Genomic DNA, 22,267 nt, shown 5'->3' on the forward strand with positions numbered 1-22,267 from the left:
ACGGCGGCGAGGCTTGTCCCGCCACCCCCTCTCAGACCACCGCGCCGACCCGAGGGTCGGCGCGATGCTTTGCCCCGGCGGTCATCTACCCTGCCCTCGAATGCCCCCGATTTGCAGAGAATCACCCACGCGGGGATACAGCATGACGAGTACTTGGGACTCGCCACAGGCTGGCCAGCGAGACCGCGAGAATCGACATCAGCACCAGTGCCAGCGACGGCACCAGCACGGCCCAGGGGGCTCGCTCGAGATATGGCATGCTCTCGGAGAGCAGCAGGCCCCACTCCGGCGCCGGCGGGCGCGGGCCAAGGCCCAGGAAACCCAGCGCGGCCAGCGCCAGGGCGGTGCCGGGCAGACGCAGCATCGCATGGCGAAACACCGGGCCGGCGACGGCGGGCAGCACATAGCGCGACAGTAGCCGCCAGCGCCCGACGCCCAATACCGGTGTGATGCGGACATGGGGCTGGCCCAGCGTCTCGCTCACCAGCGCCGCCGTATGCGCGGCCAGCGGCGCCCAGGTTACCGCCGTGACGGCAATCACGGCGCCGCTGGCGCTGGGGCCCATGAGGCCCGCCACGATCAACCCGGCGATCACTGGCGGTGTGGCGTTGGTGATCTCGATGGGGCCAGCGGCTAGCCGCGGCATCAGGCCGATCGCCAGACCCAGTACGAAGGTGACCAGTACCGTGGCCAACGCCATGCCCATGGTGGAGATCGCGCCATGGCTGACTCGCGCCAGGATATCCCGCCCGATGCCGTCGGCACCCAGCGGTAGCCCCAGGCTGGGCGGCTGCAGGCGCAGATAGGCGGAGGTCATCGGGTCCCGCGACAGGCCGGCCACCACGATGACCGCCAGCAGTAGCGCAGCCAGAGCCGGCACGATCCAACGGTGACCGCCACCGTGGTCGGTCGGCACCGACACAGGCACGGCCCCCGCCCGCATCGCCCCGCCAAGCAGCAAGGTGCGACACAGGTTGGCCAGCCCACCCAGCACCACGGCGATACCGAGCAGGATCAGGATACCGGTCTGCAGCGCCGGCAGGTCCTGGGCGGAAGCCGCGCCAAGGGTGGCCCGGCCAAGCCCCGGGATCGAGAACACCTGCTCGACGGCGATGGCGCCCCCGGTCAGCCCGACCACTACCAGGCCCACCTGGGGCATGAGGCTCGGCAGCGTGCGCTGCAGCACGGCCAGCACGATGCGTCGCCGCGAAAAGCCGGCCACGTGCCAGGTCGCCACCCAGCGCTCGGCGAAGGCCGAGGTCAGGCCATCGCTGAACAGCCGGCCCAGCAGGCCGCCGGCAGGCAGGCCCAGCGACAGGGCGGGCAGGATCGCATGATGCCACTCGCCCCAGCCGTAGGGCGGCAGCCAGCGAAGCCAGGCGGCGAACACCACCAGCAGCAGGGCGGCCAGCAGAAACTCCGGCAGCGCCGTGATCGCCGCCCCGACCGCGCCGGAGGTCGGCATCGGCCGCCCGGCCAGGCCGCGGCGCAGCGCCGGCAGGCAAATCAGGGTCGCGGTGACGAACGACACGACCAGGGCCGCGGCCATCAGCGCGAGTGACACCTCGGTGGCCTTGAGCATGCCCGGCAGTACCGGCGTGCCCGAGATCCAGGAAGTGCCGGCGTCACCGTGCAACAGGCCGGCGAACCAGTGCTGCAGCTTCTCGAGCGGCCCCATGTCGAGGCCGAGCTGCACGCGGATCGCGTCGAGCGCCTCCTGGGTCGGGTTCTGGTCGCCGGCCCGGGCACGCAGGATACTCAGCGCCGGGTCGCGCCCGGACAACCAGGGCAACAACCCCACCAACGCCACCACGGCGGCCAGCGTCACCAGACGCGATAGCCCCGGCAGCAGGGCGCCCCATTCCAGGGGGCGACGCGGCGCCGGGGTCTGTCGAACGTCGGGGTCGACGCTATGCGTCGCCATCGTCGATCAGCCGGGTGTGTTCATTGATCAGCTCGCGCTCGCGCGGGTCGCGCACCGCACCCTCGACGCGGGTAGATTCCCCCTGGATGACGCGCTCATGGAGCATCGGCACCGCAGCGTCGGTGGCAAGGATGGCGGCCTCGGCGTCGATGATCGCCTCGCGACGCGCCTCACCCGGCGCCAGGTCAGCGGCCTTCTCCAGTGCCGCCTCGACCTCGGGATCGCAGAGCTGAGCGATGTTGAACGAGCCCTCGCAGGCGAAGTCGCTGACCATGTAGGCCACCGGGTCGCCAGAGTCGAGCATGGTCGCCCGGGATAGGATGAAGGCGTCGAACTCGCCGGCCAGCATGTCGGCCTCGATGTGTGCGTACTGGCGCACCTCCTGTTGGACGTCGAAACCGGCAGCCTCGAGCTGCTGCTCCAGCAGCACTGCAACCTCCGGCAGCTCCGCCCGGTCGGTGAAGGTGCCCAGCGTGATGGCGACGCCGTTCGGGTCCTTGGGCTCGGGGCGGCCCTCGACCGGCGAGCGCAGGCCGTCGGCCCACTGCAAAGCCGGGCCCAGCAGGCCGTTGGCGACGTCGGCGCGGCCCTCATAGACGGTACGCACGATGGCCTCACGGTCGACCGCCTCGCGGGCCGTGGCGCGCAGCGCGGGGTCCGCCAGCGGGCCGGACTCGGTGTTGAGATAGAGGGTGTTGGTGCGTGGCATCGGCACCTCGTGGATCAGCTCGGGATCGATCAGCGCGACCTGGGAAACCGGTACCGCCTCGACCACGTCGGCCTCGCCGGTGCGCAGGGCGGCGCCGCGAGCCGTGCCGTCCGGCACATAGTCGGCGTCGATGCCCGCGAGCTCGGCTCGCTCTCCCCAGTAGTCCTCGAAGCGGTCGAGGTGGGCGCTCTGGGTGCCGTTGATCTCCTCAAGCACGAAGGGCCCGGTGCCGGCCTCGATCGGATTGACGGTACCGTTGTCGCGGTAGGCCTGCTCGGCGAGGATCGCGAGCTGGGGACTGGATAGTCGGTTCGGCACCAGCGGGTCGGACTCGGCGGTACGCACGATGACGGCGTCGTCGCCGTCGGCCTCGATCACCATATCCACGCCATCGAGGATACGCGGCTTGGGCGCGGCGTTGGTGGCGGCGGTCAGCGAGGCCACCACGCGCTTTGCGGTCAGCGGGGTGCCGTCGTGGAAGATCACATCGTCACGGATCGCGAAGCGCCAGGTGCGCGGGTCGAGCCGCTCCCACTCGGTGGCGAGGAAGGGCTGGGGACTGCCGTCGGCGTCGAGCCGAATCAGCGTCTCGGCGGTGCTCCAGCGAGACAGCTTAAAGGCGTCGTCGGTCAGCGGGTTCAGACCGGAGCGCGGCGGCTGCAGCATGGCGACGCGGATGCGTGGATCGCCTTGCTCGGTGGTGGCCTCGGCGGTTTCGGCCGTCTCGGTCTTGGCGGTATCGCTGTCTTCCTGCTGACAACCGGCCAGCATGGCCAGCGAGAGCATGGCGAACGGAAGGGGCAGGACGTGGCGTAGCGTCATGGTGGGCTTTCCTTGTCGTAGGTGGCCGGCATGGTGTCGTTATGGTGCGTGGCGAAGTGCGGCAGCCCGGGAGAGGCACGCAGCAGGGCCGCGGTGCGCGCGTGCTCGGGAGACCGGAACAGAGCTGCCGTGGGGCGATCCTCGATGATCTTGCCGTCGTCCAGCACGATGGTTCGCTGGCACAGTCGGCAGACCACCGAGAGGTCATGCGAGATGAGCAGCAGCCCGATGCCGGCATCGTGGTGCAGCGACTTCAGTACCTCGGTGACACGGGACTGGGTCGGCAGGTCCAGGCCGCTGAGCGGCTCGTCGGCCAGCAGCAGGCGTGGGCGTACGGCGATGGCCCGGGCAATGGCCACGCGCTGCGCCTGACCGCCGGAGAGCTCGGTGGGCCGGCGGCGCAGGAAACTGGCGTCCAGGCCGACCTGCTCCAGCGACTCGGCTGCGCGTCGCTCGCGGTGGCAGTCGATGCGCAGCCGCGCGAGCGGCTCCTGGATCAGCTCGCCCACGCTCATGCGAGGGTCCAGCGATGACGCCGGGTCCTGGGGAATGTACTGCACGGTGCGCCTGTACCAGCGCATCGCCCGCACCGTTCCGGGCAAGATCGGGCGGCCCTGACAGACGATCTCGCCGGCATCGGCCCGGGTCAGCCCGAGCATCAGATTCAGTAACGTGCTCTTGCCGGCGCCGGATACCCCGGCCAGGCCGATGAGCTCGCCACAATGGATGCGGAAGTCCACGTCCTTGAGCGTGTGATACCACTCACGCGCTCGCCAAAGCCGCCGGGAACCGGGCATATACTTGTTGAGCCCGGCGACCCGCAGTAGGGAGCCGTCGTCGTTGAGTGCCGTGTCCGACATGATCTATCCGGTAACCTCGCAGACCGGTGACACGCGATAGGCACCGGGGCCTGCGCCATGGCGAAGTGCCGCGAGCAGCTCGCGGGAGAAGCGATGCCCGGGAGCCTTGATGATGTTTGCCAGGGCGCCGCTCTCTACCAGCCGGCCATCGTCGATGATCACCGCCCGCTCGCAGAGCCGGGCTGCGGCGTGCATGTCGTGGGAAATGAACAGCAGCGACGGTGTCCCAGCGGTTCCGGTGGCATCGCTCAGCAGCGTCAGCACCTCGTCCTGGGACAGCACATCCAGCGCGGTGGTGGGCTCGTCGGCGACGATCAGCGCCGGCTTGCAGGCCAACGCCAGGGCCAGGCAGACACGCTGGCGCTGGCCGCCGGACAGCTCCGCCGACGAACGTCGCACGACCCGCTCCGGGGCCGAGATCCTCATCCGCGCCAGGAGGTCGACGACTGCCCTTTCCGCCTCACGGCGTGACATGCCATGAGCGCGCAAGAACGGCTCGCGAAGCTGGGTGCCAACACTCACCAGCGGGTTCAGTGCCGCCTGGGTGTCCTGAAAGACCATGCCGGCGCGCGCTGTCGACGGGCGACGGGTCGCACGCATCCTGCCGACATCGATGCCATTGATCCGTATGCCTCCCCCCACTGAGGACCCTGGGGGCAGCAGGCCGAGGATCGCCTTGGCCGTGAGGGACTTGCCTGAGCCGGAGGGGCCAAGCAGGCAGACACGCTCACCGGGCTGCAGCTGGAAGGACAGGCCATCCACCACGTCTTGTCCGCCCAGGCGCACGCTCAATTGATCCACCCTCAGAACAGGGGCGCTTTCCGGTGAGGTCACGAGATGTTTCTGCCTTGGGGATGCCGAAAGGCGAAAGGTTATATCATAACAACAGATGCAAAAACAACGCGCTCTAGCCCTGTCTCGTTCGGCCGGATATAGCCCGGACCTGTTCTCTCGCCCCCAGGCCTCGCGACCGCGTCGGGCGCTCACGAGGCCAAAGGCCACATCGCTGTAAACGAACGCCAGGCAATGGCTCAGGTGCCGCAGAAGGTCCGCAGCACCTTCTCGTCGTCATGCGGCGGGCGCATGTAGTCGATCTCGCCGTGGGGTTCCTCGAAGGGCCGGGTGATCGCCGCCAGCAGCGCCTCGAAGGGGGCGAAATCGTCGTCCTCGGCGGCCGCGACGATGGCCTGCTCGACGCGGTGGTTGCGGGGGATGACCGCCGGGTTGGTGGCGCGCAGGCGCCGCGCCAGCTCGGCGGCGTCGGCGTTTTCCCGAGTCAGCCGCTCGCGCCAGCGCGACAGCCACGCGTCCAGCGCCTCGCGGTCGGCGAACAGCTCGGCCAGCCGTGCCTCGCCCTCGGCTCCTTCCAGGGCATCGGCCAGGCGGCGGAAGGCCAGGGTGAAGTCGGCGCGGCCGGCGTGCATCGCCGCGAGCAGCGCCTCGATCAGCTCGCCGTCGCCCTCCTCGGCGGTCTCGAGCCCCAGCTTGGCGCGCATCACGCCGAGGCGGTTGGCCTCGAAGCGCTCGGTGAAGGCCTCGATCGCCGCCGTGGCACGTTCGATGGCGCGGTCGGTGTCGTCGTCGATCAGCGCCAACAGCGTCTCGGCGAAGCGCGCCAGGTTCCACTGGGCGATGGTCGGCTGGTTGACGAAGGCGTAACGGCCGCGCTCATCGATGGAGCTGAACACGGTGCGCGGATCGTAGGCGTCCATGAAGGCGCAGGGCCCGTAGTCGATGGTCTCGCCGGAGATGGCGGCGTTGTCGGTGTTCATCACTCCGTGGATGAAGCCGATCCCCATCCAGCGGGCCACCAGCTCGGCCTGAGCCGCCACCACCGCCTCGAGCAGGCCCAGATAGCGCTCGCCGCCCTCACGCTCGGCGAGGTGAGGATAATGGCGCTCAATCGCCTCGTCGGCCAGCAGCTGCAGGGCCTCGGTATCGCGACGGGCAGCAAAATACTGGAAGGTGCCCACGCGCAGGTGGCTGGCGGCCACCCGGGTCAGCACCGCGCCGGGTTCGGGGATGTGCCGGAACACCCGTTCGCCGCTGGTCACTGCGGCCAGCGCCCGGGTGGTGGGCACGCCGAGGGCGTGCATGGCCTCGCTGACCAGGTACTCGCGCAGCACCGGTCCCAGCGGCGCCCGGCCGTCGCCGCCCCGAGAGAAGGGCGTGCGCCCACTGCCCTTGAGCTGGAGGTCGCGCACCCTGCCCATCCGGTCGATCACCTCGCCCAGCAGCAACGCCCGCCCGTCGCCGAGCTGGGGCACGAAGTTGCCGAACTGATGCCCGGCGTAGGCCATGGCCACGGGCTCGGCGCCCTCGGGCACGGCGTTGCCGGACAGCGCTTCGGCGGCCCGCTCGACGTCGAAGGCCTCGAGATCGAAGCCCAGCTCCTCGGCCAGCGGCCGGTTGAAGGCCACCAGCCGCGGCCGCTCGACCGGGGTCGGCAAACATTCGGCGCGCAGCCGATCGGGGAAACGGGCATAGCGCAGGGTAAAGGGGGGAAACATGGCGCCTCCTCATGGTTGGTGACGCCTACCCTACAGAGACAGACGGGGACGACCAAGATTCCCGACGTTTCAATCGCCTTCGTCGCGGCACGTCGCCTCCAGCGCAGGCATCAGCTCGTCCAATCGGCGCGCCAGTGCCTCCCTGGCCGACACGGCCCGCGCCAGCTCGCCGGTCTTGGCCAGCGCCTCCAGCCGCCTGGCGGCCTCACCGGCCGCCAGGCCGCCCACTACTTGCGCCGAGCCCTTGAGGGTATGGGCGGCGCGGCGCAGCGTGCGGACCTCACCGGCCGCCAGGGCGGTATCGATCTCCGCCATCAGTCGCGGCCCCTCATGGCGAAACATCTCGACCATCTCGACGAGCATCTCGTGGTTGCCGTCCAACGCCTTCAAGGCGCCTGCCCAGTCCAGGCAGGGCAGCTGCGCGGCCTCGACGCCACCCAGTACTGCGGCCGATATCAACGCGTCCGATGTGACACCCTCCTCCACCTCCTGGCCCGTCTCCTTTCCCCCTTCCGAGCGTTCGACCGCGGCATAAAGTTCTGCGGCGCGAAACGGCTTGGAAACGAAATCATCCATCCCGGCCGCCAGGCAGCGCTCGCGATCCTCGCGGGTGGCACTGGCCGTCATGGCGACGATCGGCAGCCGATACCCGGCCCCTCGGATCGCCCGGGCGGCCTCCAGACCGTCCATCACCGGCATGTGAATGTCCATCAGCACCACGTCGAAGGCCTCGCGCGCCACGGTATCGACGGCCTCGCGTCCGTTCTCGGCCAGCACCACGGCGTGGCCGCGCTGTCTCAGCAGGTCGCAGGCAACCTGCTGGTTGATGCGCCCGTCCTCGACCAGCAGCACCCGCCGGGGCGTCACCGTGGCCGGGGCAACGGGCTCGCCGCTCCGCTTCGCCGCGCCCTTGTCGCCCAACGCCTCGCCGATGGCATCGAGCAGCTCGGACTGCTTGAGCGGCTTGAGCAGCAGCCGGGCGATGCCCAATCGCCGACGCCGCGTCACGTCCCCGGAGCGTCCACCCGAGGAAAGCATCAGGATTGGCATGGCGGCATGGGAGGGGTGAGCACGGATGCGTGCGGCCAGCGCCAGGCCATCCATGTGCGGCATCATCATGTCGAGCAGCGCCAGCGGGAAGCGCTCGCCCGCCTGCTCGGCCCGGGCCAGGGCCGCCAGGGCCTCGCGTCCGCTCTCCACGCATACCGGGTGCATGCCCCAGCCGACCAGGATCTCGTCGAGGATGCGCCGATTGGTGGCATTGTCATCCACCACCAGTACGTCGATCCCCTTCAGGCCGGGCGGCGACATGGCGGCCCCGTCCTCGAGCACCTCCAGGTCGATCTCGAAGACGAAGCGGCTGCCTCGACCGTCCAGTCCCTCACGGACCTCGATATGGCCCCCCATCATCTCCACCAGCTGGGCGGCGATCGACAGCCCCAGCCCGGTGCCACCACTCTGACGGGTGGTGGAGCTGTCGGCCTGGCCGAAGGCCTCGAAGATCCTGTGGCGCTTGGCAACGGGAATGCCGATGCCGGTATCTCGGATCTCGACGCCCAGCCGGATCCGCCCCGTTTCGCGGGCGACCAGGCGCAGATCGACTACCACCTCGCCGCGTTCGGTGAACTTGATGGCGTTGCCGACCAGGTTGACCACCACCTGGCGCAGGCGAACGGGATCGCCCAGCACCCGGTCGGGCACCTCCGGCGGAATGTGCACCGCCAGCTCCAGGCCCTTGTCGGCGGCATGTAGCGACAGGGTCTGGAGGGTGTCGCTCAAGGTGTCGCGCAGCGGGAAGGGCGTGGCCTCGAGCTCGAGCCGGCCGGCCTCGATCTTGGAGAAGTCGAGAATGTTGTTGATCAGTCCCAGCAGGGTATCGGCGGATTTCTGGATCAGCGCCACGTACTCGGCCTGCTGCTCGGTGAGCGTGGTGCGCTCCAGCAGCTCGGCCACCCCGATCACGCCGTTCATGGGCGTGCGGATCTCGTGACTCATGTTGGCCAGGAACTCGCCCTTGGCCTGACTGGCCCGCTCCGCCTGGTCTCGGGCACGGCGCAGGTCGTCCTGGGAGCGGCGCAGCGCCTCGGTGGTGGACTGCAGCTCGGCGGTACGCTCGGTGACCAGCTCCTCCAGACGGTGCCGGTGGCGCTCGAGCTCGGTGATGTCGGAATAGACGGCGACGTAGTCTCCGTCGCGGGTGCGATGCTCGCTGATCTGCACGCATACCCCATCGCTGCGGGTGAACTGGTAGGGGCCGACCGGCTCACGGTGCTGAGCGAGGCGCTCGGTGACGTACTGCTCCCCGCTGGCATACTCACGGGGGATCGTGCCCCGAGCGACCACCGCCCGCAGCAGGTCCTCGAAGCGCAGCCCGGGTTCGACCACGTCCACCGGGGTGACGAAATGCTCCTTGAAGCGTGAGTTGTAGAGCACCAGGCGGTCCTCGGCGTCGAAGATCGCAAAGCCCTCGGCGATCGATTCCAGGGCCTCGGTGAGCTGGTGGCGAGCCTCCTCGGTCAGCCGCATCTGAGCCTCGAGGCACTCGCGCTGCTCTTCAAGCTCGGTGATGTCGGTGTAGATAGCCACGATCCCACCGTTGCGAGTGCGGCGCTCGCTGATCATCAGCCGCCTCCCGTCGCCGCGCTCGAGCTTGAAGGGCGGCCCGGGATCGCGGCGCTGTGCAAGGCGCCAGGCGACCCACTCCTCTATCGAACGCTCTCCGGTGAGGATGACGCCCTGCTCGGCCACGCTGCGAATCATGTCCTCGAAGCACATGCCGACTCGGACCATCTGCGGGACACCGGAGCAGTCATCACGGAAACGCCGGTTGAACGCCACCAGGCGATCCTCGGCGTCATAGAGGGTAAAACCCTCGGAGATCGCCTCCAGGGCCTCGATCAACTGACGATGTACCGCTTCGGCCCGATCCGCCCGCTCGCGGTCGTCGTCGTTCATCGCCGCACCCCCTTGCGGCGGCTCACGGAAAGATGCCGCGCATCAGCTTGGCCTCGGTGACCCGGCTGATGCCCTCGATCAGCGCCGCGGTGCGCATGTCGAGGTGCTGCGCCTCGGCCCTGGTAAGGGTGCGCTGGAAGGCATCGAGCAGGATCGCCTGCAGGCGCTCGTGGATCTCGTCGAGGCTCCACATCAGGTTCTGCATGCCCTGCACCCACTCGAAGTAGGACACCGTGACGCCACCGGCATTGCCGAGGATATCCGGCAGCACGAAGATGCCGCGCTCCTGGAGGATGTCATCGGCTTCCAGCGTGGTCGGGCCATTGGCCCCCTCGGCGAGCAGGCGGCACTCCAGGCGCGCAGCGTTCTCCACCGTGACCTGGTTCTGCAGCGCGGCCAGCACCAGGATGTCGCAGTCCAGCTCCAGCAGCTCGTCGTGGTCGACGATCTCCGGCGCGGGAAAACCTTGCAGGCGGCGATGCTCATCGGCATAGGCGGTCAGCGCCTCTACCGACAGCCCGGCCTCGTCGTGGAGCGCGGTGGACGCGTCACCGACGCCGATGATCTTCACCCCACGTTCGGCGAGGAAGCGCGCCGCATGGCTGCCCACGTTACCGAAGCCCTGCACCACCGCGGTGGCGCCGCTCAGCTGGAGCCCCAGGTGGCGGGCAGAGGCCTCGATCAGATAGACCAGTCCACGGCCGGTAGCTTCCTTGCGCCCCAGCGAACCGCCCAGCACTACCGGCTTGCCGGTCACCACCGCCGGCACCGTATGGCCGACCTGCTGGCTGTAGGTGTCCATCAGCCACGCCATGACACGCTCGTCGGTGCCCAGGTCCGGGGCCGGGATGTCCTTGTCGGGGCCGATGATGTCGATGATCTCGGTGGTGTAGCGCCGCGTCAGGCGCTGCAGCTCGCGGTCGCTAAGAGTGGTCGGGTCGACCCGCACGCCGCCCTTGGCGCCGCCGAAGGGCAGCTTCATCAGCGCGCACTTCCAGGTCATCCACATCGCCAGGGCCGCCACCTCGCCCAGGTCGACGTCCTCGTGGTAGCGAATGCCGCCCTTGGTCGGCCCCATGGAGAGCAGGTGCTGGACCCGATAGCCGAACACCGTCTCCACCTGGGCACGGTCGTCGCGGAAAAACGGGAAGCTGACCATCTGGGTGCGCTGAGGAAACAGCAGGCGCTGGCGCAGGTTGTCGTCCAGCCCCATGTACTGGGCGGCCTTGAGGAACTGCTGCTGGGCCAGGCGGAACATCGGCGAGTCCCACTCGCCGCCCCGCGCCCGGGCCCGCGACAGGGTGTAGCGGATCGCCCGGCCGAGCGACACGCTCTTGAGGTGCGACTTCACCAGGTAGTCGTAGGCGCCGGACTCCACGGCCCGCGCCGCCAGCTTGACATCGTCGAGGCTGGTGAGCACCACCACCGGCACCTGGGGCGCCACCAGGCGCACCCGAAACAGGGTCTCCAGCTCCTCGCTGTCGGGCAGCACCAGATCCAGCAGCACCAGGTCCACGCCCTGCTTGACCAGTCGAGTCAGGCCATCGGCCAGGTTGCCCACCGCCTCGACCTCGCAGCGCAGTTGGGGGTCATCGCCGAGCAGCTTCATGATCAGCTCGCGATGCATGGGGTTGTCCTCGACCAGCAGCAGCTGCACCGGGGAATCCTGCATGATCGAGTCCTCCCGTAGGGACACGCGCTACGCCGCCCGATGTGGCGCCGGTGGCACGGGTTTCTATCAGCGTAGGCTACCCTCGCTCACAGCGGACACCGCATAGAACAGGCAGTCACTGCGGGCGATCTCGCTGTTGGTGGTGGCCATGAACAGGCGCAGCGGCCGCCGGGCGTGCAGTCGGCCGTCACGCGCCTCGAGCAGCTCGTCCACGCGTTCTCGACCCAGGCCATCGCGCGCCGTCAGGCAGGCCACCCCCCGCTCGCCCAGCCAGCCGAGTCGTGCGTCTGGCTGGGTCACGCCGCGGTTGTGCTCGTCGATGCGCGCCCACAGGGTCAGGTCGACGCCGGGGCGCGGCTCCCGGGCATAGACGACGCTCGCGCCCGGCCGCAGCTCGACGCGCAGCGGATGGACCAGCACCTCGAGATACGGGATCGATGACAGCGCCGCCGGATCGAGACAGTCGGAAAGCAGACGAAACAGCCCCTCGGCGACCTCCCGGGCCTCGGGCTGCAGGGCGCCGCCGCACTCCAGGGTGAATACCGGACAGTCAGCGAGTGCCGGCATCTCGTGGGGCAGCTCCATCAGGCTGCCGAGCCGCAGGTCGGTGACGACAAGCCGCTCGCAGAAGCGTCCGGCCAGCGCCTCGATGACGGGGTGGCGGCGGGTGGCGACGGCGAAGGCCGGGCCGTTGCCCGAGGTGTTGTGCAGATCGACCACGAGCTCCGGCACCAGCGCCGCCAGGTCATGGGCGATCGCCCGGGCCAGCGCCCCGGATGGCCCTTCGAAGGGCGCCCGGAAACAGCGGTTGAGGTCTCGCCCGTCCACGGTATGGCGATGGGTGAACAGGGGATGACTCAGGGCCCCGTGCACGTTGGCCAGCAGCACCGCCAGGCGCGTGCGGGGCCGCGGGCCGCTCATCAGCCAGCGATGCAGCGCCAGCGTCCCGGACGGCTCGTTGCCATGCAGCAGGGTCGTGACGACCCGACAGCGCCGGGTGTCCTCACCCTCGAGGATCAGCCATACCGGGCCACCCAGCGACTGTAGCCAAGCCGCAATATCCGCATGCTCGACCCTGGGATCGCGGATCACGGGGAGTTCGAGCGCGTTCATTCAGTCCTCCAGGGGCCAGCGCGCCACCGGCAGGTTGGTCGCCATGGCGGCCTGATAGGCCTCCAGCAGGCGTTGGCAGGCCCGATGCCGGGAGCGTCCCTGACCTTCGAAGTGCGACAGCGCACGACGCTGCCAGACGGCGCCGCTGGTCCGCGCCGCCAGACGCTCGCCGATCACCGCCAGATAGGGTGAGGTGTCGGCATCGCCCACTCCCAGCGAGCGCAGGCCTCGCTGAACGTCCGGCAGCAGCCGCTCGAGGAGGTCGACCACCGGCGTCTCCTCCAGCCGATGGTGCTTGCGATGCGGCCACAGCAGCCGGGCGTCGAGCCCCGACTGGGCGGCGCGATAGAAATTGTATTCGGCATAGCGGAACGGCATGGCGCTCAGCCAGCGTGCGATGTCGTCGCGCAGGGCCGCCACCAGGCCCAGCATCAGGACCACGTTGGCCACCATGTCCACGGCGGTCGGCCCCGACGGCAGGGCGCGCATCTCCAGGCGCAGATGACCATCGCCGACGGGATCGTAGACGGCCCGATTCCAGGGCCAGACGGTTCCCATGTGCAAGCGCAGCTCCGCCAGGCCCGGCGCCGTGGAGCCGGATGGCGAATCCTCGGGCCAGGCATCGGCGATGATCGGCAGGATGGGCGGATAGAGGGCGACCGCCTCGGCGAACAGCTCCCATGGGCTCTGACGGACCCAGCCCTGGCCGAAGTTCACCCGTGCCGGCTCGCGCCAGCGGGCGTCGCGCATCCGGCAGTCCACGGACTGCTTGAACAGCGCGATGCGGGTCTCGTCCCACAGCAGCCGCTGCAGGAACAGCGGCGAGTTGGCGGCCAGCGCCAGCACCAGGGGCGTGACCAGCTGGGCAGCGTTATAGGTGTCGGCAAAGCGTTCGGGGTCAACCCGCAGGTGCACTTGCAAGGAGGTGTTGGCGCCCTCCAGCACCACATGATCGCTCGAGACCCGCACGCTGTCCTCGCCGCGGATCTCCACATCGAAGGGCTCGCCGCGCATCCGCTGGAGCTCGCGTTCCAGGGCGCGATAGCGCGGCAAGTCGCTCATCGCATGACTGCCCAGATCGGCGCGCCTCAAGGTGGGCAGAATACCGATCGGCACGATATGGGCCCGGTACGCCGAGGCAGCCTCTTCGAGCCGCCGCAGGGCCAGGCGCAACTGGTCCTCCAGGGCATGCATCGGGCACCCCGACAGCGACAACGGCGCCAGGTTGTACTCGATGTTGAAGCGGTTGAGCTCCAGCTGCAGCTGGGGATCCCCGAGGCCCTCGAGCAACGCCTGGTTGAGGAGCGCCACCCGCCCCCGGCCGTCGACGATATAGGCCTCCAGCTCGGCGCCGATGCTGGGCGCGCCGACACCGAAGCCCGGCTGGCCAAGCAGCTCGTGCAGGATGTCGAGGCTCTGGCGCAGGCGCTTGCCGAAATGCTGGTAGTCCGACGCCGAGAAGGCCTCGCGATCGATGACCGCACCCATCGCCGCCCCTCCGGGAAAGTGGCCGCCGATAGTGTCAGTCTAGGACCCCGTCGGACTTGATGCCGATCTACTGCGAAGGCCTACTCCGTCTCCCGGGCCTCGACGAAGGTGCGATGATCCAGGGCCACGCAATCGGCGTAGCTGAAGGCCAGGGTCGCCACCATGTCGACGAAGTGGTCTCGCCCGCCCTCGACACGCTCGCCCACCACGCGGGCAAAACGCCCGGGGTCGTCGGCGTGAAGCACCCGGGCGCCGCGCAGGTGCTCGCGAGCGAGGATCCGCCCCCACTGCTTGGCCAGCTTGCGATAGGGCTTGTCGCCGTCGAGCTTGTGGGTGGGAAAGTCTTCCTTGAAGGGCGAGCGCTCGCGCACCGAGAACACCGCCTGGCCCAGATGCAGCCAGCCGAGGTAGACATCGGGGTGCTCGGCGATAGCGGTGAAGGCGGCGGCATGACGGGCGCCCTCGTGGGCAAAGGCGCGGCGCCAGTCTCGTTTCTCGGCGGCGTTCATCAACCGCCAGCCCTCGGGCGGGGTCTGACGCTTGACGTCGAGGATGACGTCGTCGTGAGCGTGGTCGCGCCCGCCCTCGATCAGCACGTAGTAGCGCTCGAGCCCCAACGAGCCGGTGCCGGCATCGAGCCGTCGCGCCATGTCCTTGACCCGGAAATGATCCTCCTCGGCCTCGGCACGGGCGCCGCGCAGGGTATCGCGATACTCGCCCTCGACGGCCTTGCGTAGCTGGCTGGCCAGGTGCGCCGGCAGCCGGGCCAGCTTTTCCGGACGCTCGTCAACGGCGAAGCGCCGGCCGTCCTCACCAAGCGTGGTCCACTTGTCGAGCATTTTCTCCCGGCTCTCCTTGCGCGCCACCTTCTCCAGGAAGGGACCCAGCGGCCCCTTGGCGGTATCCAGGGTCACCGCGCCGGGGATCTCGCCCTCGGCGTGATCGTCGAGCTCGTCCAGGTAAGCTTCGATAAGCGTTGCGAGCGACTTGTCGATGCCCTTGCGCGACAGCTCCGCATTTTCCCGGGCGTCCAGCACCAGGCTGATGGCCAGCCGCCAGAGATCGTACTGGTAGTCGCCGACCAGGGCGTCGTCGAAGTCGTCCATGCCGTAGCGCACGGCATCGTCGTGGTGACCATAGGCGCCGAAGTTGTAGACGTGGGCGTCACCCTGCAGCCAGGTCTGGGTCTCGGGCAGTCCGCCGTAGAGCGCGAAGCGCCAGTCGTGCCAGACGTCGTCCCAGTAAAGATGGTTGGTGCCGCGGAAGAAGCGATACGGCGACTCGGCCAGCTTGGCGTACTTGGCGGCACGCTCGTCGGCGCTCAGGTCGGCGTTGGCCGCCTCGATGGCATCGAGCACCCGGCGGGGGCGATTGTGGCGGGTCAGCGGTGGCGACATGCGTAGACTCCCAATGGCAGAAGAGGGCCGCAGTCCCGCGGCCCTCGTCAGTCAAGCAAGCCTGGCGACCGCCGGCAAGCCGGACGCGTCAACCCTGTGGCCTTCACCCCAGGCATGAGCCTGCACGCTCATGCGGTCATTTAGAACTCAGGGACCGGCAGCAGGCCAAAAACCCCCATGAAATGCAGGACTCCAACGGTAACGCCGAACAGCAGTACCAGAAAGATCGCGGCATTGCCGCCCGGCGCCAGGAACGCACGCTTCCCTTCCACCGTCATGCGGGACTTTCTTGCCAACATGGCAGGTATGATGCACGTCCAAACCGTCGCAGCAGCCCCCGCGTAGCCAATAGCCAGCAGGAAACCGAATGGAAACAGCAGTGACAGGACAAGAGGGGGAAGGAACGTGATGGCCCAGGTTTTCAGGCGCCCTCTTCGATCATCGTCGAACCCTGCCAAGTCTGCCATGAAGTCGAAAACTCCCAGACCAACGCCGACAAAGGAGGAAAAAACAGCAGCGGATGAAAAGGCACCGATGATATCGGAAACCCTCTCTGACACGATCACCCCGCCAAGAGAAGAGAGAAGGACGTCGACCTCACCACCCTGGGAAAGAATTCCATCAAATGCTGACCGAGGCAGATTGCCGAATATGCTGACGACCCACAAAACATACAGCAGAAGGGCGATGACAGTACCGCCAAGAATGGCCTGCCCGGCTTTCCTCTCATCCTGATAGTACGACCGCAGGGAGGCCACGGAGTGATGATAGCCAAAGGAAGTCAGGGCAACGGGGAACATGGCCAGCACAAAAGGTAACCTCTTCACTTCCTCTTCAAGGCTACTCACAAGAGAGGAAATATTCACCTCGACTGTCAAGCCAAAGACACCAAACACGAAGCTCAACACCATGAACAGAATCAGTAGAACGGACAGCCGATCCACGGCACGAGTGGAATGAAGCACGAAGGACGAAAACACTGCCACGAAAATGACGGAAGCCAGCTTCTCGTTAATACCCAAGGCACTTTCTATCATCAAGCCGGAAGATGTCGTGTAGGCATAAAGCAAGATAGCGCCAACGAAATACACCATCAAGTTGTTGAAAAAGCACACTCTCTTGCCAAGAATGGCTTTTGTGACCGTATTGAAAGACGCCCTGTACTCATACTGTCCAAGTGTTTCGAGCAGCATCCACCCGGATAGCGTCATCACGATCATGGTGATACACAGCGCCAGCCCCGACCACAGCATCCAGGCGCCGGCACCGGCACTGGGCAGCCCAAGCATGCCCGCGCCGACGCATACGCTTGCCACTATGCTGGCGCCACCGACAACCGAGGATTTTCTTGTCATAGTCATCATCCGATAGTCAAAAATTGCTTGTCGACCGACATGATCCAACGGGCACGAACGCGATACCTGTTCCGAAATGTCGGCCTGGTCTTCCCTGGTCTTCCCAAGCCTTCCTTCGCAAAACGCCTCTGACGCGCCCTGCAGTTGACAACCGCACCGCGCCTTACCCAGCACCCCACTGCGCAGGAAAGGTTGCTCCAGGCTTCTCGTGAAGCTTGAAGGTTATTTGTCACCATCCAAGCATGCTTTCGGCACGCGTCATGACATCCTCAAGCGCGTACCGAACACTGTCACCGCTTCTAATGGAGCGCCGGGCAAGCCGGCTACAGCGAGGTCCTGACCGACCAGAGCTCAGGAAAGAACTTCAGATCCAGCGCCTTCTGCAGATAGGACACCCCTGAGGTGCCGCCAGTCCCGCTCTTGTGGCCAATGATACGTTCCACGGTTTTCATGTGGCTAAAGCGCCATTTGTGGAAGTTGTACTCGGTATCTACCAGCTTTTCCGCCAGTTCGTACAGGTCCCAGTGCTGATCAGTATTGGCGTAGATGTCTGCCCACACGGCTTCGACCTCGGCACAAGCCTCGTACGGCTCCGACCAGTCTCGCTCCAGTACCGATGCCGGCAGCTTGAAACCTCGCCGAGCCAGCAACTGCAGGCTGACGTCATACAGGCTTGGGGCCTGCAAGACACTCATGAGCCTCTGGTAATGCTCGGCGTGCGAGCGATGCACCTTGACCATACCGGGGTGCTTGTTGCCCAACAGAAACTCCAGCTCCCGGTACTGATACGACTGAAAACCGGAGCTCTGCCCAAGGCTGTCGCGGAAACTGACATAGTCGGTAGGTGTCATGGTAACCAGCACTTCCCAGGCCTGGATCATCTGCTCCTGGATTCGCGCAACCCGGCTGAGCATCTTGAAGGCCGGCCGGAGTTGGTCCGCCGCAATATGCCGCGCCGCCGCATGCGCCTCGTGCAGGCCCTGCTTGAGCCATAGCTCGGAGACCTGGTGGATAATCACGAAGAGCATTTCATCATGCTCGTCAGAGACAGGGCGCTGACAGGACAGCAGAGCCTCGAGCCCAAGGTACTGCCCATAGCTCATGCCCTGATCCCAGTGAACACTTTTTTCGTCCTGCAGGTTCACGGCATTCCGGCGTGTCTTGTTCTCGTTTGAATGGTTCACGGTTGCTCTCCTACTTCCACCCATGATGATACGTTTGCCGATGGATCGTCCCTCGAGCGGCCTGGCATGCAGCCGAGTCGTTCGAGAATGTCGAAATGGTCACAGTCCTTGAGTACGGTGAGTCGGCTGGGCACCCTGGCCGCTCGCACCTGCTCATCGAGCCATTCGCTCTGCGCGTGGAACGCCGGCGGATCGAACGCCCCGCATACCAGATGCAATGGCGGAAGCCCCGCCAGTGGCTGACACAGGGGACTGAGCCGCTCGGCACGTTCATGATCCAGCCCCAGCGGCTCATTGATGTATGTCTCCACCAGGGGGCGCAGGTCATAAATACCGCTGATCAACCATAGCGAGTCGATACCAGACAGCCCTTTCCCGCCCAGGCAGCTCATCAATGCCAAGTGTGCGCCAGCACTATGGCCGCCCAGGTGAAGGCTGGCTTCCCGGTTCAGCTCGCCGAGCACATGTCGCAGAACCGCTACCGCGTGCCGGCAGGCCTCGATCATTGCCTCGATGGAAGCCTGAGGCGCAAGTGGATAATCCACTGACGCAAAGGCCCAACCGGCCTCGAGCCAATCAGCGGCCATGAAGTCCGTCGCAGAGGCGTCGAGCTCCTGCCAGTAGCCTCCGTGCAAGAACGCCATCAGCGAGCGTGGTTTGCCCGTCGCCGGCAGGAAGAGATTGATCCCCTCCCAGGCTCCCGATCCATAGCTCAGGCGCTGCGGCACATGGCGTTCCCGCAGGCGCCTGCCAAGCGCTGCCTGGCGCTCCAGGCTGGCGTCGAAATTCCGTGCCCAACGGCTCGGCGAGTAGGCATGGTCCAGTGCCTGGTCGGTCATGACATCCGCTCCTTTGCTTTCCCAGCCTTCAGGTCACCGCGCCGCGTACCTGGAAGCGCGGCTCCCGGTACTCACCGCTTTCGACCACCTCGCGGAAATGCCGCGCCGCCCGCCAGACGTCCTCGAAGCTCAGGTAGAGCGGCGTGAAGCCGAAGCGCATCAGGCCCGGCTCGCGGTAGTCGCCGATCACCCCTCGGGCGATCAGCGCCTGAACGATGGCGTAGCCGTGCTCGGTATCCACCAGCGAGACCTGGCTGCCACGCGCCTCGGTGGGCGGGGTGAGATCCTCGATGCCATGGGCGGCGAAGATGCCGGCCAGGCACTCGCGGAACAGCTCGCTCATCGCCAGGCTTTTGTCGCGCAGGGCCTGCATGTCGACCTCGGCCCACACGGAAAGCGAGGCCTCCAGGGCGCTGTAGATCAACGCCGAGTGGGTGCCGGTGCGAAACCGCGTGATATCGCCGGCCGGCGCATAGTCGGCCTCGAAGGCGAAGGGCGCGGCGTGGCCGTGCCAGCCGGAGAGCGGCTGCCAGCCGCCGTCCTGGTGGTCGCGGTGGACGTACAGGAAGGCCGGGGCGCCGGGACCGCCGTTGAGGTACTTGTAGGTGCAGCCCACCGCATAGCGCGCCCCGCAGCCGTTGAGGTCCACCGGCAGCGCCCCGGCCGAGTGGGCCAGGTCCCAGATCACCTCGGCGCCATGTTCGTGCACCAGCCGCGTGGTAGCCGCCATGTCACGCAGCCGCCCGGTGCGGTAGTTGACCTGGCTCAGCACCACCACCGCCACGCCGTCCAGGTGCGCGGCGAGCTCTCCGCCCTCCGGCAGGAAACGATGCTCGTGACCGCTGACCCGGCAGAAGCCCTGGGCGATATAGCCGTCGGTGGGGAAGTTGCCGCCCTCGCTGAGCACCGTGCGGCGGTCGTCGCTGCGCTGCCCGGTGATGTAGCCCAGCAGCTTGAAGAGATTGAGCGTGATGTTGTCGGTGACCACCACCTCACCGTCGCGGGCGCCGATGATGGGTGCCATCAGGTCGCCGAGGCGCTCGGGGGCGTCGAACCAGCCCTGGTTCCAGCCCTTGATCAGCTCGTCGCGCCACTGGTCCAGGGTTCCGTCCACCGCCTGGCGGGCCGCCGTCGGCTGGGCGCCGAGGGAGTTGCCGTCGAGATAAAGGACGCCTTCGGGCAGGGCGAAGCGGCACTTGAAGTCGGCCAGGGGATCCTGGCGATCAAGCTCGCGGACGCGTTCCAGGCTCACGCTCATGTCGGGTCTCCGGAAAGGAAAGGGAATCACCTGGGAACATTCTAGGGGGAGAGGGATGACGCGGGGTTGCGTTCTTATGCGCTCGACAGCACCTTATGTGCAAGACTTTTTCACTAAATAGAGAAAAACGACAAATGACGTCACTCGACCGCTTCGACCTGAAGCTCCTCCACGCCCTGCAGCGCGACGCCCGCCTCACCCTCGGCGCACTCTCCGAGGCCGTCAGCCTCTCACCCAGCCAGTGTTCACGACGACTGGCGCGACTGGAGCGCGAAGGCGTCATCCAGGGCTACTCGCTGCGGCTTGACCCGCCCGCCCTGGGGCTGGCGGTAACCGCCTTCATCTTCGTCTCCATGGACAAGTCGCGCATGCACCATCCCCACGAGGCCGTGGCGGCGCTGCTGGCCCGCGACGAAGTCACCGAGTGCCATACCGTCACCGGCAATCACGACTTCCTGTTCAAGGTGGTGGTCGAAAGCCTGGGCGCGCTGTCGACCTTCCTCGCCGAGGCGGTGAGCCCGCTCGACGGCCTCCACGACGTCGCCACCCAGGTAGCCATGGACACGCTCAAGAGCGGAGGGCCGCTGAAGACGGGGTAGCGCCTGTCCTGTCATGAACGAGGTCGTCGCTTGCAAAAAACAGAAGAAGCACTTGAAAAATCCGTAATTGTTAATAATGCAAGCACCTTGCTAGCGTGAAAAATCCGCAACAAGACCTCGAAAACACAAGAATCAATATCGGAGTGAGACATGGCGGAAGAGACAACAATGGAATCATCGGCCAGGGCGCCGAAGGGCAGGAAGCTGCCAATGCCCGATGTCTTCGTGATCCTGTTCAGCTTCATGATACTCGTGATGATACTCTCACATATCATCCCGGCCGGGAGTTACGAGAGAATACAGAAAAACGGACTCACCCAGGTTTCCACAGACAGCTTCCAGTATATCGACTCGACACCGCTGGGCTTTCTCGATCTTTTCACGGCCATCCACCAAGGACTGACGGGAGCCTCCAGCATCATTTTCCTCATCCTGGTGGTGGGAGGCGCCCTGAAAGTCATCGAGTCGACGGGTGTCATCAACAAAGGGATCTACCGGCTCATCCACCTGGCCAAAGGTCGGCAGAACATACTGATCATCATGTTCTGTACGACCTTCGCGATTCTCGCTTCCGTCGGTATCGCTCCCAATCTTGCGATCGCCTTCATTCCCATCGGCTTGCTCCTATCGAGGTCGCTACAGCTTGATCCCATCGTCGGCGTGGCGATGATCTTCCTCGGCGCCTATGCAGGTTTCTCCGGTGGTGTCTTCGACCCGGTGGTCACCGTCACTGGCCAGAAGATCGCCGAGCTTCCTCTGTTCTCTGGTTTTCTCTTCCGTGGCGTCATCTTCCTCGTTTTCCTGGGCATCACCATCGCCTATATCTGCCGCTATGCCCGACGTATCAAGCAGGATCCCGACAGCAGCCTCATGGGTAGTGCGACCATGGCGTCTCGCCAGGAGAAGGACGACCTCGAGGCCGCACCGATGCTCAGCCTTTCGCACAAGGCCGTCTTACTACTCATTCCAGCGGCCATCGGCGCCTTCCTCTACGGCGGCTTCAACTTCGGCTGGGGGATCAAGGAGCTCTCCGCGATCTTCATCATCCTCGGCATCGCCACCGCCATGATCTGTCGCATCACGCCCAATGATTTCGTCAAGCGGATGATGGCCGGGGCAAGCGAGGTCATGTACGGGGCCCTGGTCGTCGGCGTTGCGGCAGCCGTCATCGTGCTGCTCAAGCAGGCCAGCCTGATCGACACCATCGTGCACAGCATCGTGAACTCGCTGGACAGTCACGGGAAGATCATGGCCATGCAGTTGCTGTATGCCTTCAATCTGACCTTCAACGGGCTCATCACCTCGGGCACGGGGCAAGCGGCCATCGTCATGCCAATCATGGTCCCGATCGGCGACATGCTGGAGGTTACCCGCCAGTCCACCTTCATCACCTTCAAGCTTGGCGATGCCGTCACCAACATCATAACGCCGCTGTCGGGTACCTTGATGGCCTGTCTGGCAATCGCCAGGGTTTCCTATGTGGCGTGGTTCAGGTTCGTCCTGCCGCTGGCATTGATCTGGGTCGTAGTGGGCGGCATCTTCGTCGCCGTCGCCGTCGGCATCAACTACGGGCCCTTCTGAG

The 22,267-nt window shown here is 66.4% G+C and carries 16 protein-coding genes; 2 read left to right on the forward strand and 14 right to left on the reverse strand.

Features of this window, described 5'->3' with window-relative positions:
• Positions 1 to 121: 121 nt before the first annotated feature.
• The 14 genes from FHR96_RS00560 to kynU all read right to left on the reverse strand — a co-directional run bounded on the left by FHR96_RS00560 (position 122) and on the right by kynU (position 20,086).
• Positions 122 to 1,924 carry an ABC transporter permease subunit gene (locus FHR96_RS00560; protein ID WP_183385697.1) on the reverse strand — a complete coding sequence of 601 codons (1,803 nt, stop codon included), beginning with the start codon at positions 1,922 to 1,924 and terminating at the stop codon, positions 122 to 124.
• Complete coding sequence (locus tag FHR96_RS00565; protein WP_183385698.1) at positions 1,911 to 3,455, reverse strand: ABC transporter substrate-binding protein; 1,545 nt, start codon at positions 3,453 to 3,455, stop codon at positions 1,911 to 1,913. The genes FHR96_RS00560 and FHR96_RS00565 overlap by 14 nt, the downstream gene beginning before the upstream one ends.
• Positions 3,452 to 4,315, reverse strand: a complete 864-nt coding sequence (locus tag FHR96_RS00570; RefSeq protein ID WP_183385699.1) for an ABC transporter ATP-binding protein — start codon at positions 4,313 to 4,315, stop codon at positions 3,452 to 3,454. Before FHR96_RS00570 ends, FHR96_RS00565 begins: the two co-directional genes overlap by 4 nt.
• Before the next feature lie 3 nt (positions 4,316 to 4,318).
• The gene (locus FHR96_RS00575) at positions 4,319 to 5,101 is read right to left on the reverse strand and encodes an ATP-binding cassette domain-containing protein (protein WP_343066313.1); all 783 of its coding nucleotides are present in this window, start codon (positions 5,099 to 5,101) and stop codon (positions 4,319 to 4,321) included.
• A 245-nt stretch (positions 5,102 to 5,346) separates the two neighbouring features.
• Entirely contained in the window at positions 5,347 to 6,825 is a 1,479-nt protein-coding gene (locus FHR96_RS00580; protein WP_183385700.1) for a protein adenylyltransferase SelO, read from the reverse strand.
• A 69-nt stretch (positions 6,826 to 6,894) separates the two neighbouring features.
• Positions 6,895 to 9,780: a response regulator gene (locus tag FHR96_RS00585; RefSeq protein WP_183385701.1), complete on the reverse strand. Its 2,886-nt coding sequence runs from the start codon at positions 9,778 to 9,780 to the stop codon at positions 6,895 to 6,897.
• A gap of 22 nt (positions 9,781 to 9,802) precedes the next feature.
• Positions 9,803 to 11,452, reverse strand: a complete 1,650-nt coding sequence (locus FHR96_RS00590; protein WP_183385702.1) for a Glu/Leu/Phe/Val dehydrogenase dimerization domain-containing protein — start codon at positions 11,450 to 11,452, stop codon at positions 9,803 to 9,805.
• 66 nt (positions 11,453 to 11,518) lie between these two features.
• Entirely contained in the window at positions 11,519 to 12,565 is a 1,047-nt protein-coding gene (locus FHR96_RS00595; protein WP_183385703.1) for a M14 family metallopeptidase, read from the reverse strand.
• Complete coding sequence (locus FHR96_RS00600; RefSeq protein ID WP_183385704.1) at positions 12,566 to 14,053, reverse strand: glutamate-cysteine ligase family protein; 1,488 nt, start codon at positions 14,051 to 14,053, stop codon at positions 12,566 to 12,568.
• An 80-nt stretch (positions 14,054 to 14,133) separates the two neighbouring features.
• Positions 14,134 to 15,450, reverse strand: coding sequence for a DUF2252 domain-containing protein (locus FHR96_RS00605; RefSeq protein ID WP_183385705.1), 1,317 nt, complete (start codon positions 15,448 to 15,450; stop codon positions 14,134 to 14,136).
• Positions 15,451 to 15,590: 140 nt separating this feature from the next.
• Complete coding sequence (locus FHR96_RS00610; protein WP_183385706.1) at positions 15,591 to 16,805, reverse strand: aromatic amino acid transporter; 1,215 nt, start codon at positions 16,803 to 16,805, stop codon at positions 15,591 to 15,593.
• A gap of 323 nt (positions 16,806 to 17,128) precedes the next feature.
• The gene (gene kynA, locus FHR96_RS00615) at positions 17,129 to 17,989 is read right to left on the reverse strand and encodes a tryptophan 2,3-dioxygenase (protein ID WP_183385707.1); all 861 of its coding nucleotides are present in this window, start codon (positions 17,987 to 17,989) and stop codon (positions 17,129 to 17,131) included.
• Complete coding sequence (locus FHR96_RS00620) at positions 17,986 to 18,828, reverse strand: alpha/beta hydrolase (RefSeq protein ID WP_183385708.1); 843 nt, start codon at positions 18,826 to 18,828, stop codon at positions 17,986 to 17,988. The genes kynA and FHR96_RS00620 overlap by 4 nt, the downstream gene beginning before the upstream one ends.
• 28 nt (positions 18,829 to 18,856) lie before the next feature.
• Entirely contained in the window at positions 18,857 to 20,086 is a 1,230-nt protein-coding gene (gene kynU / locus FHR96_RS00625; RefSeq protein WP_183385709.1) for a kynureninase, read from the reverse strand.
• A 134-nt stretch (positions 20,087 to 20,220) separates the two neighbouring features.
• Here kynU and FHR96_RS00630 point away from each other — a divergent pair, with 134 nt between their 5' ends.
• The gene (locus FHR96_RS00630) at positions 20,221 to 20,685 is read left to right on the forward strand and encodes an Lrp/AsnC family transcriptional regulator (protein WP_183385710.1); all 465 of its coding nucleotides are present in this window, start codon (positions 20,221 to 20,223) and stop codon (positions 20,683 to 20,685) included.
• A gap of 150 nt (positions 20,686 to 20,835) precedes the next feature.
• Entirely contained in the window at positions 20,836 to 22,266 is a 1,431-nt protein-coding gene (locus FHR96_RS00635) for a YfcC family protein (protein ID WP_183385711.1), read from the forward strand.
• The last annotated feature ends 1 nt before the right edge of the window (position 22,267 follow it).

The organism is Halomonas organivorans (assembly GCF_014192055.1).
GTDB classification, from domain to species: Bacteria; Pseudomonadota; Gammaproteobacteria; order Pseudomonadales; family Halomonadaceae; genus Halomonas; species Halomonas organivorans.

What these genes read in the sequence shown, in the direction of transcription:
- FHR96_RS00560 (WP_183385697.1), bottom strand. Translation starts at nt 1,924, where the DNA reads ATGGCGACGCATAGCGTCGACCCCGACGTTCGACAGACCCCGGCGCCG.
- FHR96_RS00565 (WP_183385698.1), bottom strand. Translation starts at nt 3,455, where the DNA reads ATGACGCTACGCCACGTCCTGCCCCTTCCGTTCGCCATGCTCTCGCTG.
- FHR96_RS00570 (WP_183385699.1), bottom strand. Translation starts at nt 4,315, where the DNA reads ATGTCGGACACGGCACTCAACGACGACGGCTCCCTACTGCGGGTCGCC.
- FHR96_RS00580 (WP_183385700.1), bottom strand. Translation starts at nt 6,825, where the DNA reads ATGTTTCCCCCCTTTACCCTGCGCTATGCCCGTTTCCCCGATCGGCTG.
- FHR96_RS00585 (WP_183385701.1), bottom strand. Translation starts at nt 9,780, where the DNA reads ATGAACGACGACGACCGCGAGCGGGCGGATCGGGCCGAAGCGGTACAT.
- FHR96_RS00590 (WP_183385702.1), bottom strand. Translation starts at nt 11,452, where the DNA reads ATGCAGGATTCCCCGGTGCAGCTGCTGCTGGTCGAGGACAACCCCATG.
- FHR96_RS00595 (WP_183385703.1), bottom strand. Translation starts at nt 12,565, where the DNA reads ATGAACGCGCTCGAACTCCCCGTGATCCGCGATCCCAGGGTCGAGCAT.
- FHR96_RS00600 (WP_183385704.1), bottom strand. Translation starts at nt 14,053, where the DNA reads ATGGGTGCGGTCATCGATCGCGAGGCCTTCTCGGCGTCGGACTACCAG.
- FHR96_RS00605 (WP_183385705.1), bottom strand. Translation starts at nt 15,450, where the DNA reads ATGTCGCCACCGCTGACCCGCCACAATCGCCCCCGCCGGGTGCTCGAT.
- FHR96_RS00610 (WP_183385706.1), bottom strand. Translation starts at nt 16,805, where the DNA reads ATGACAAGAAAATCCTCGGTTGTCGGTGGCGCCAGCATAGTGGCAAGC.
- FHR96_RS00620 (WP_183385708.1), bottom strand. Translation starts at nt 18,828, where the DNA reads ATGACCGACCAGGCACTGGACCATGCCTACTCGCCGAGCCGTTGGGCA.
- kynU (WP_183385709.1), bottom strand. Translation starts at nt 20,086, where the DNA reads ATGAGCGTGAGCCTGGAACGCGTCCGCGAGCTTGATCGCCAGGATCCC.
- FHR96_RS00630 (WP_183385710.1), top strand. Translation starts at nt 20,221, where the DNA reads ATGACGTCACTCGACCGCTTCGACCTGAAGCTCCTCCACGCCCTGCAG.
- FHR96_RS00635 (WP_183385711.1), top strand. Translation starts at nt 20,836, where the DNA reads ATGGCGGAAGAGACAACAATGGAATCATCGGCCAGGGCGCCGAAGGGC.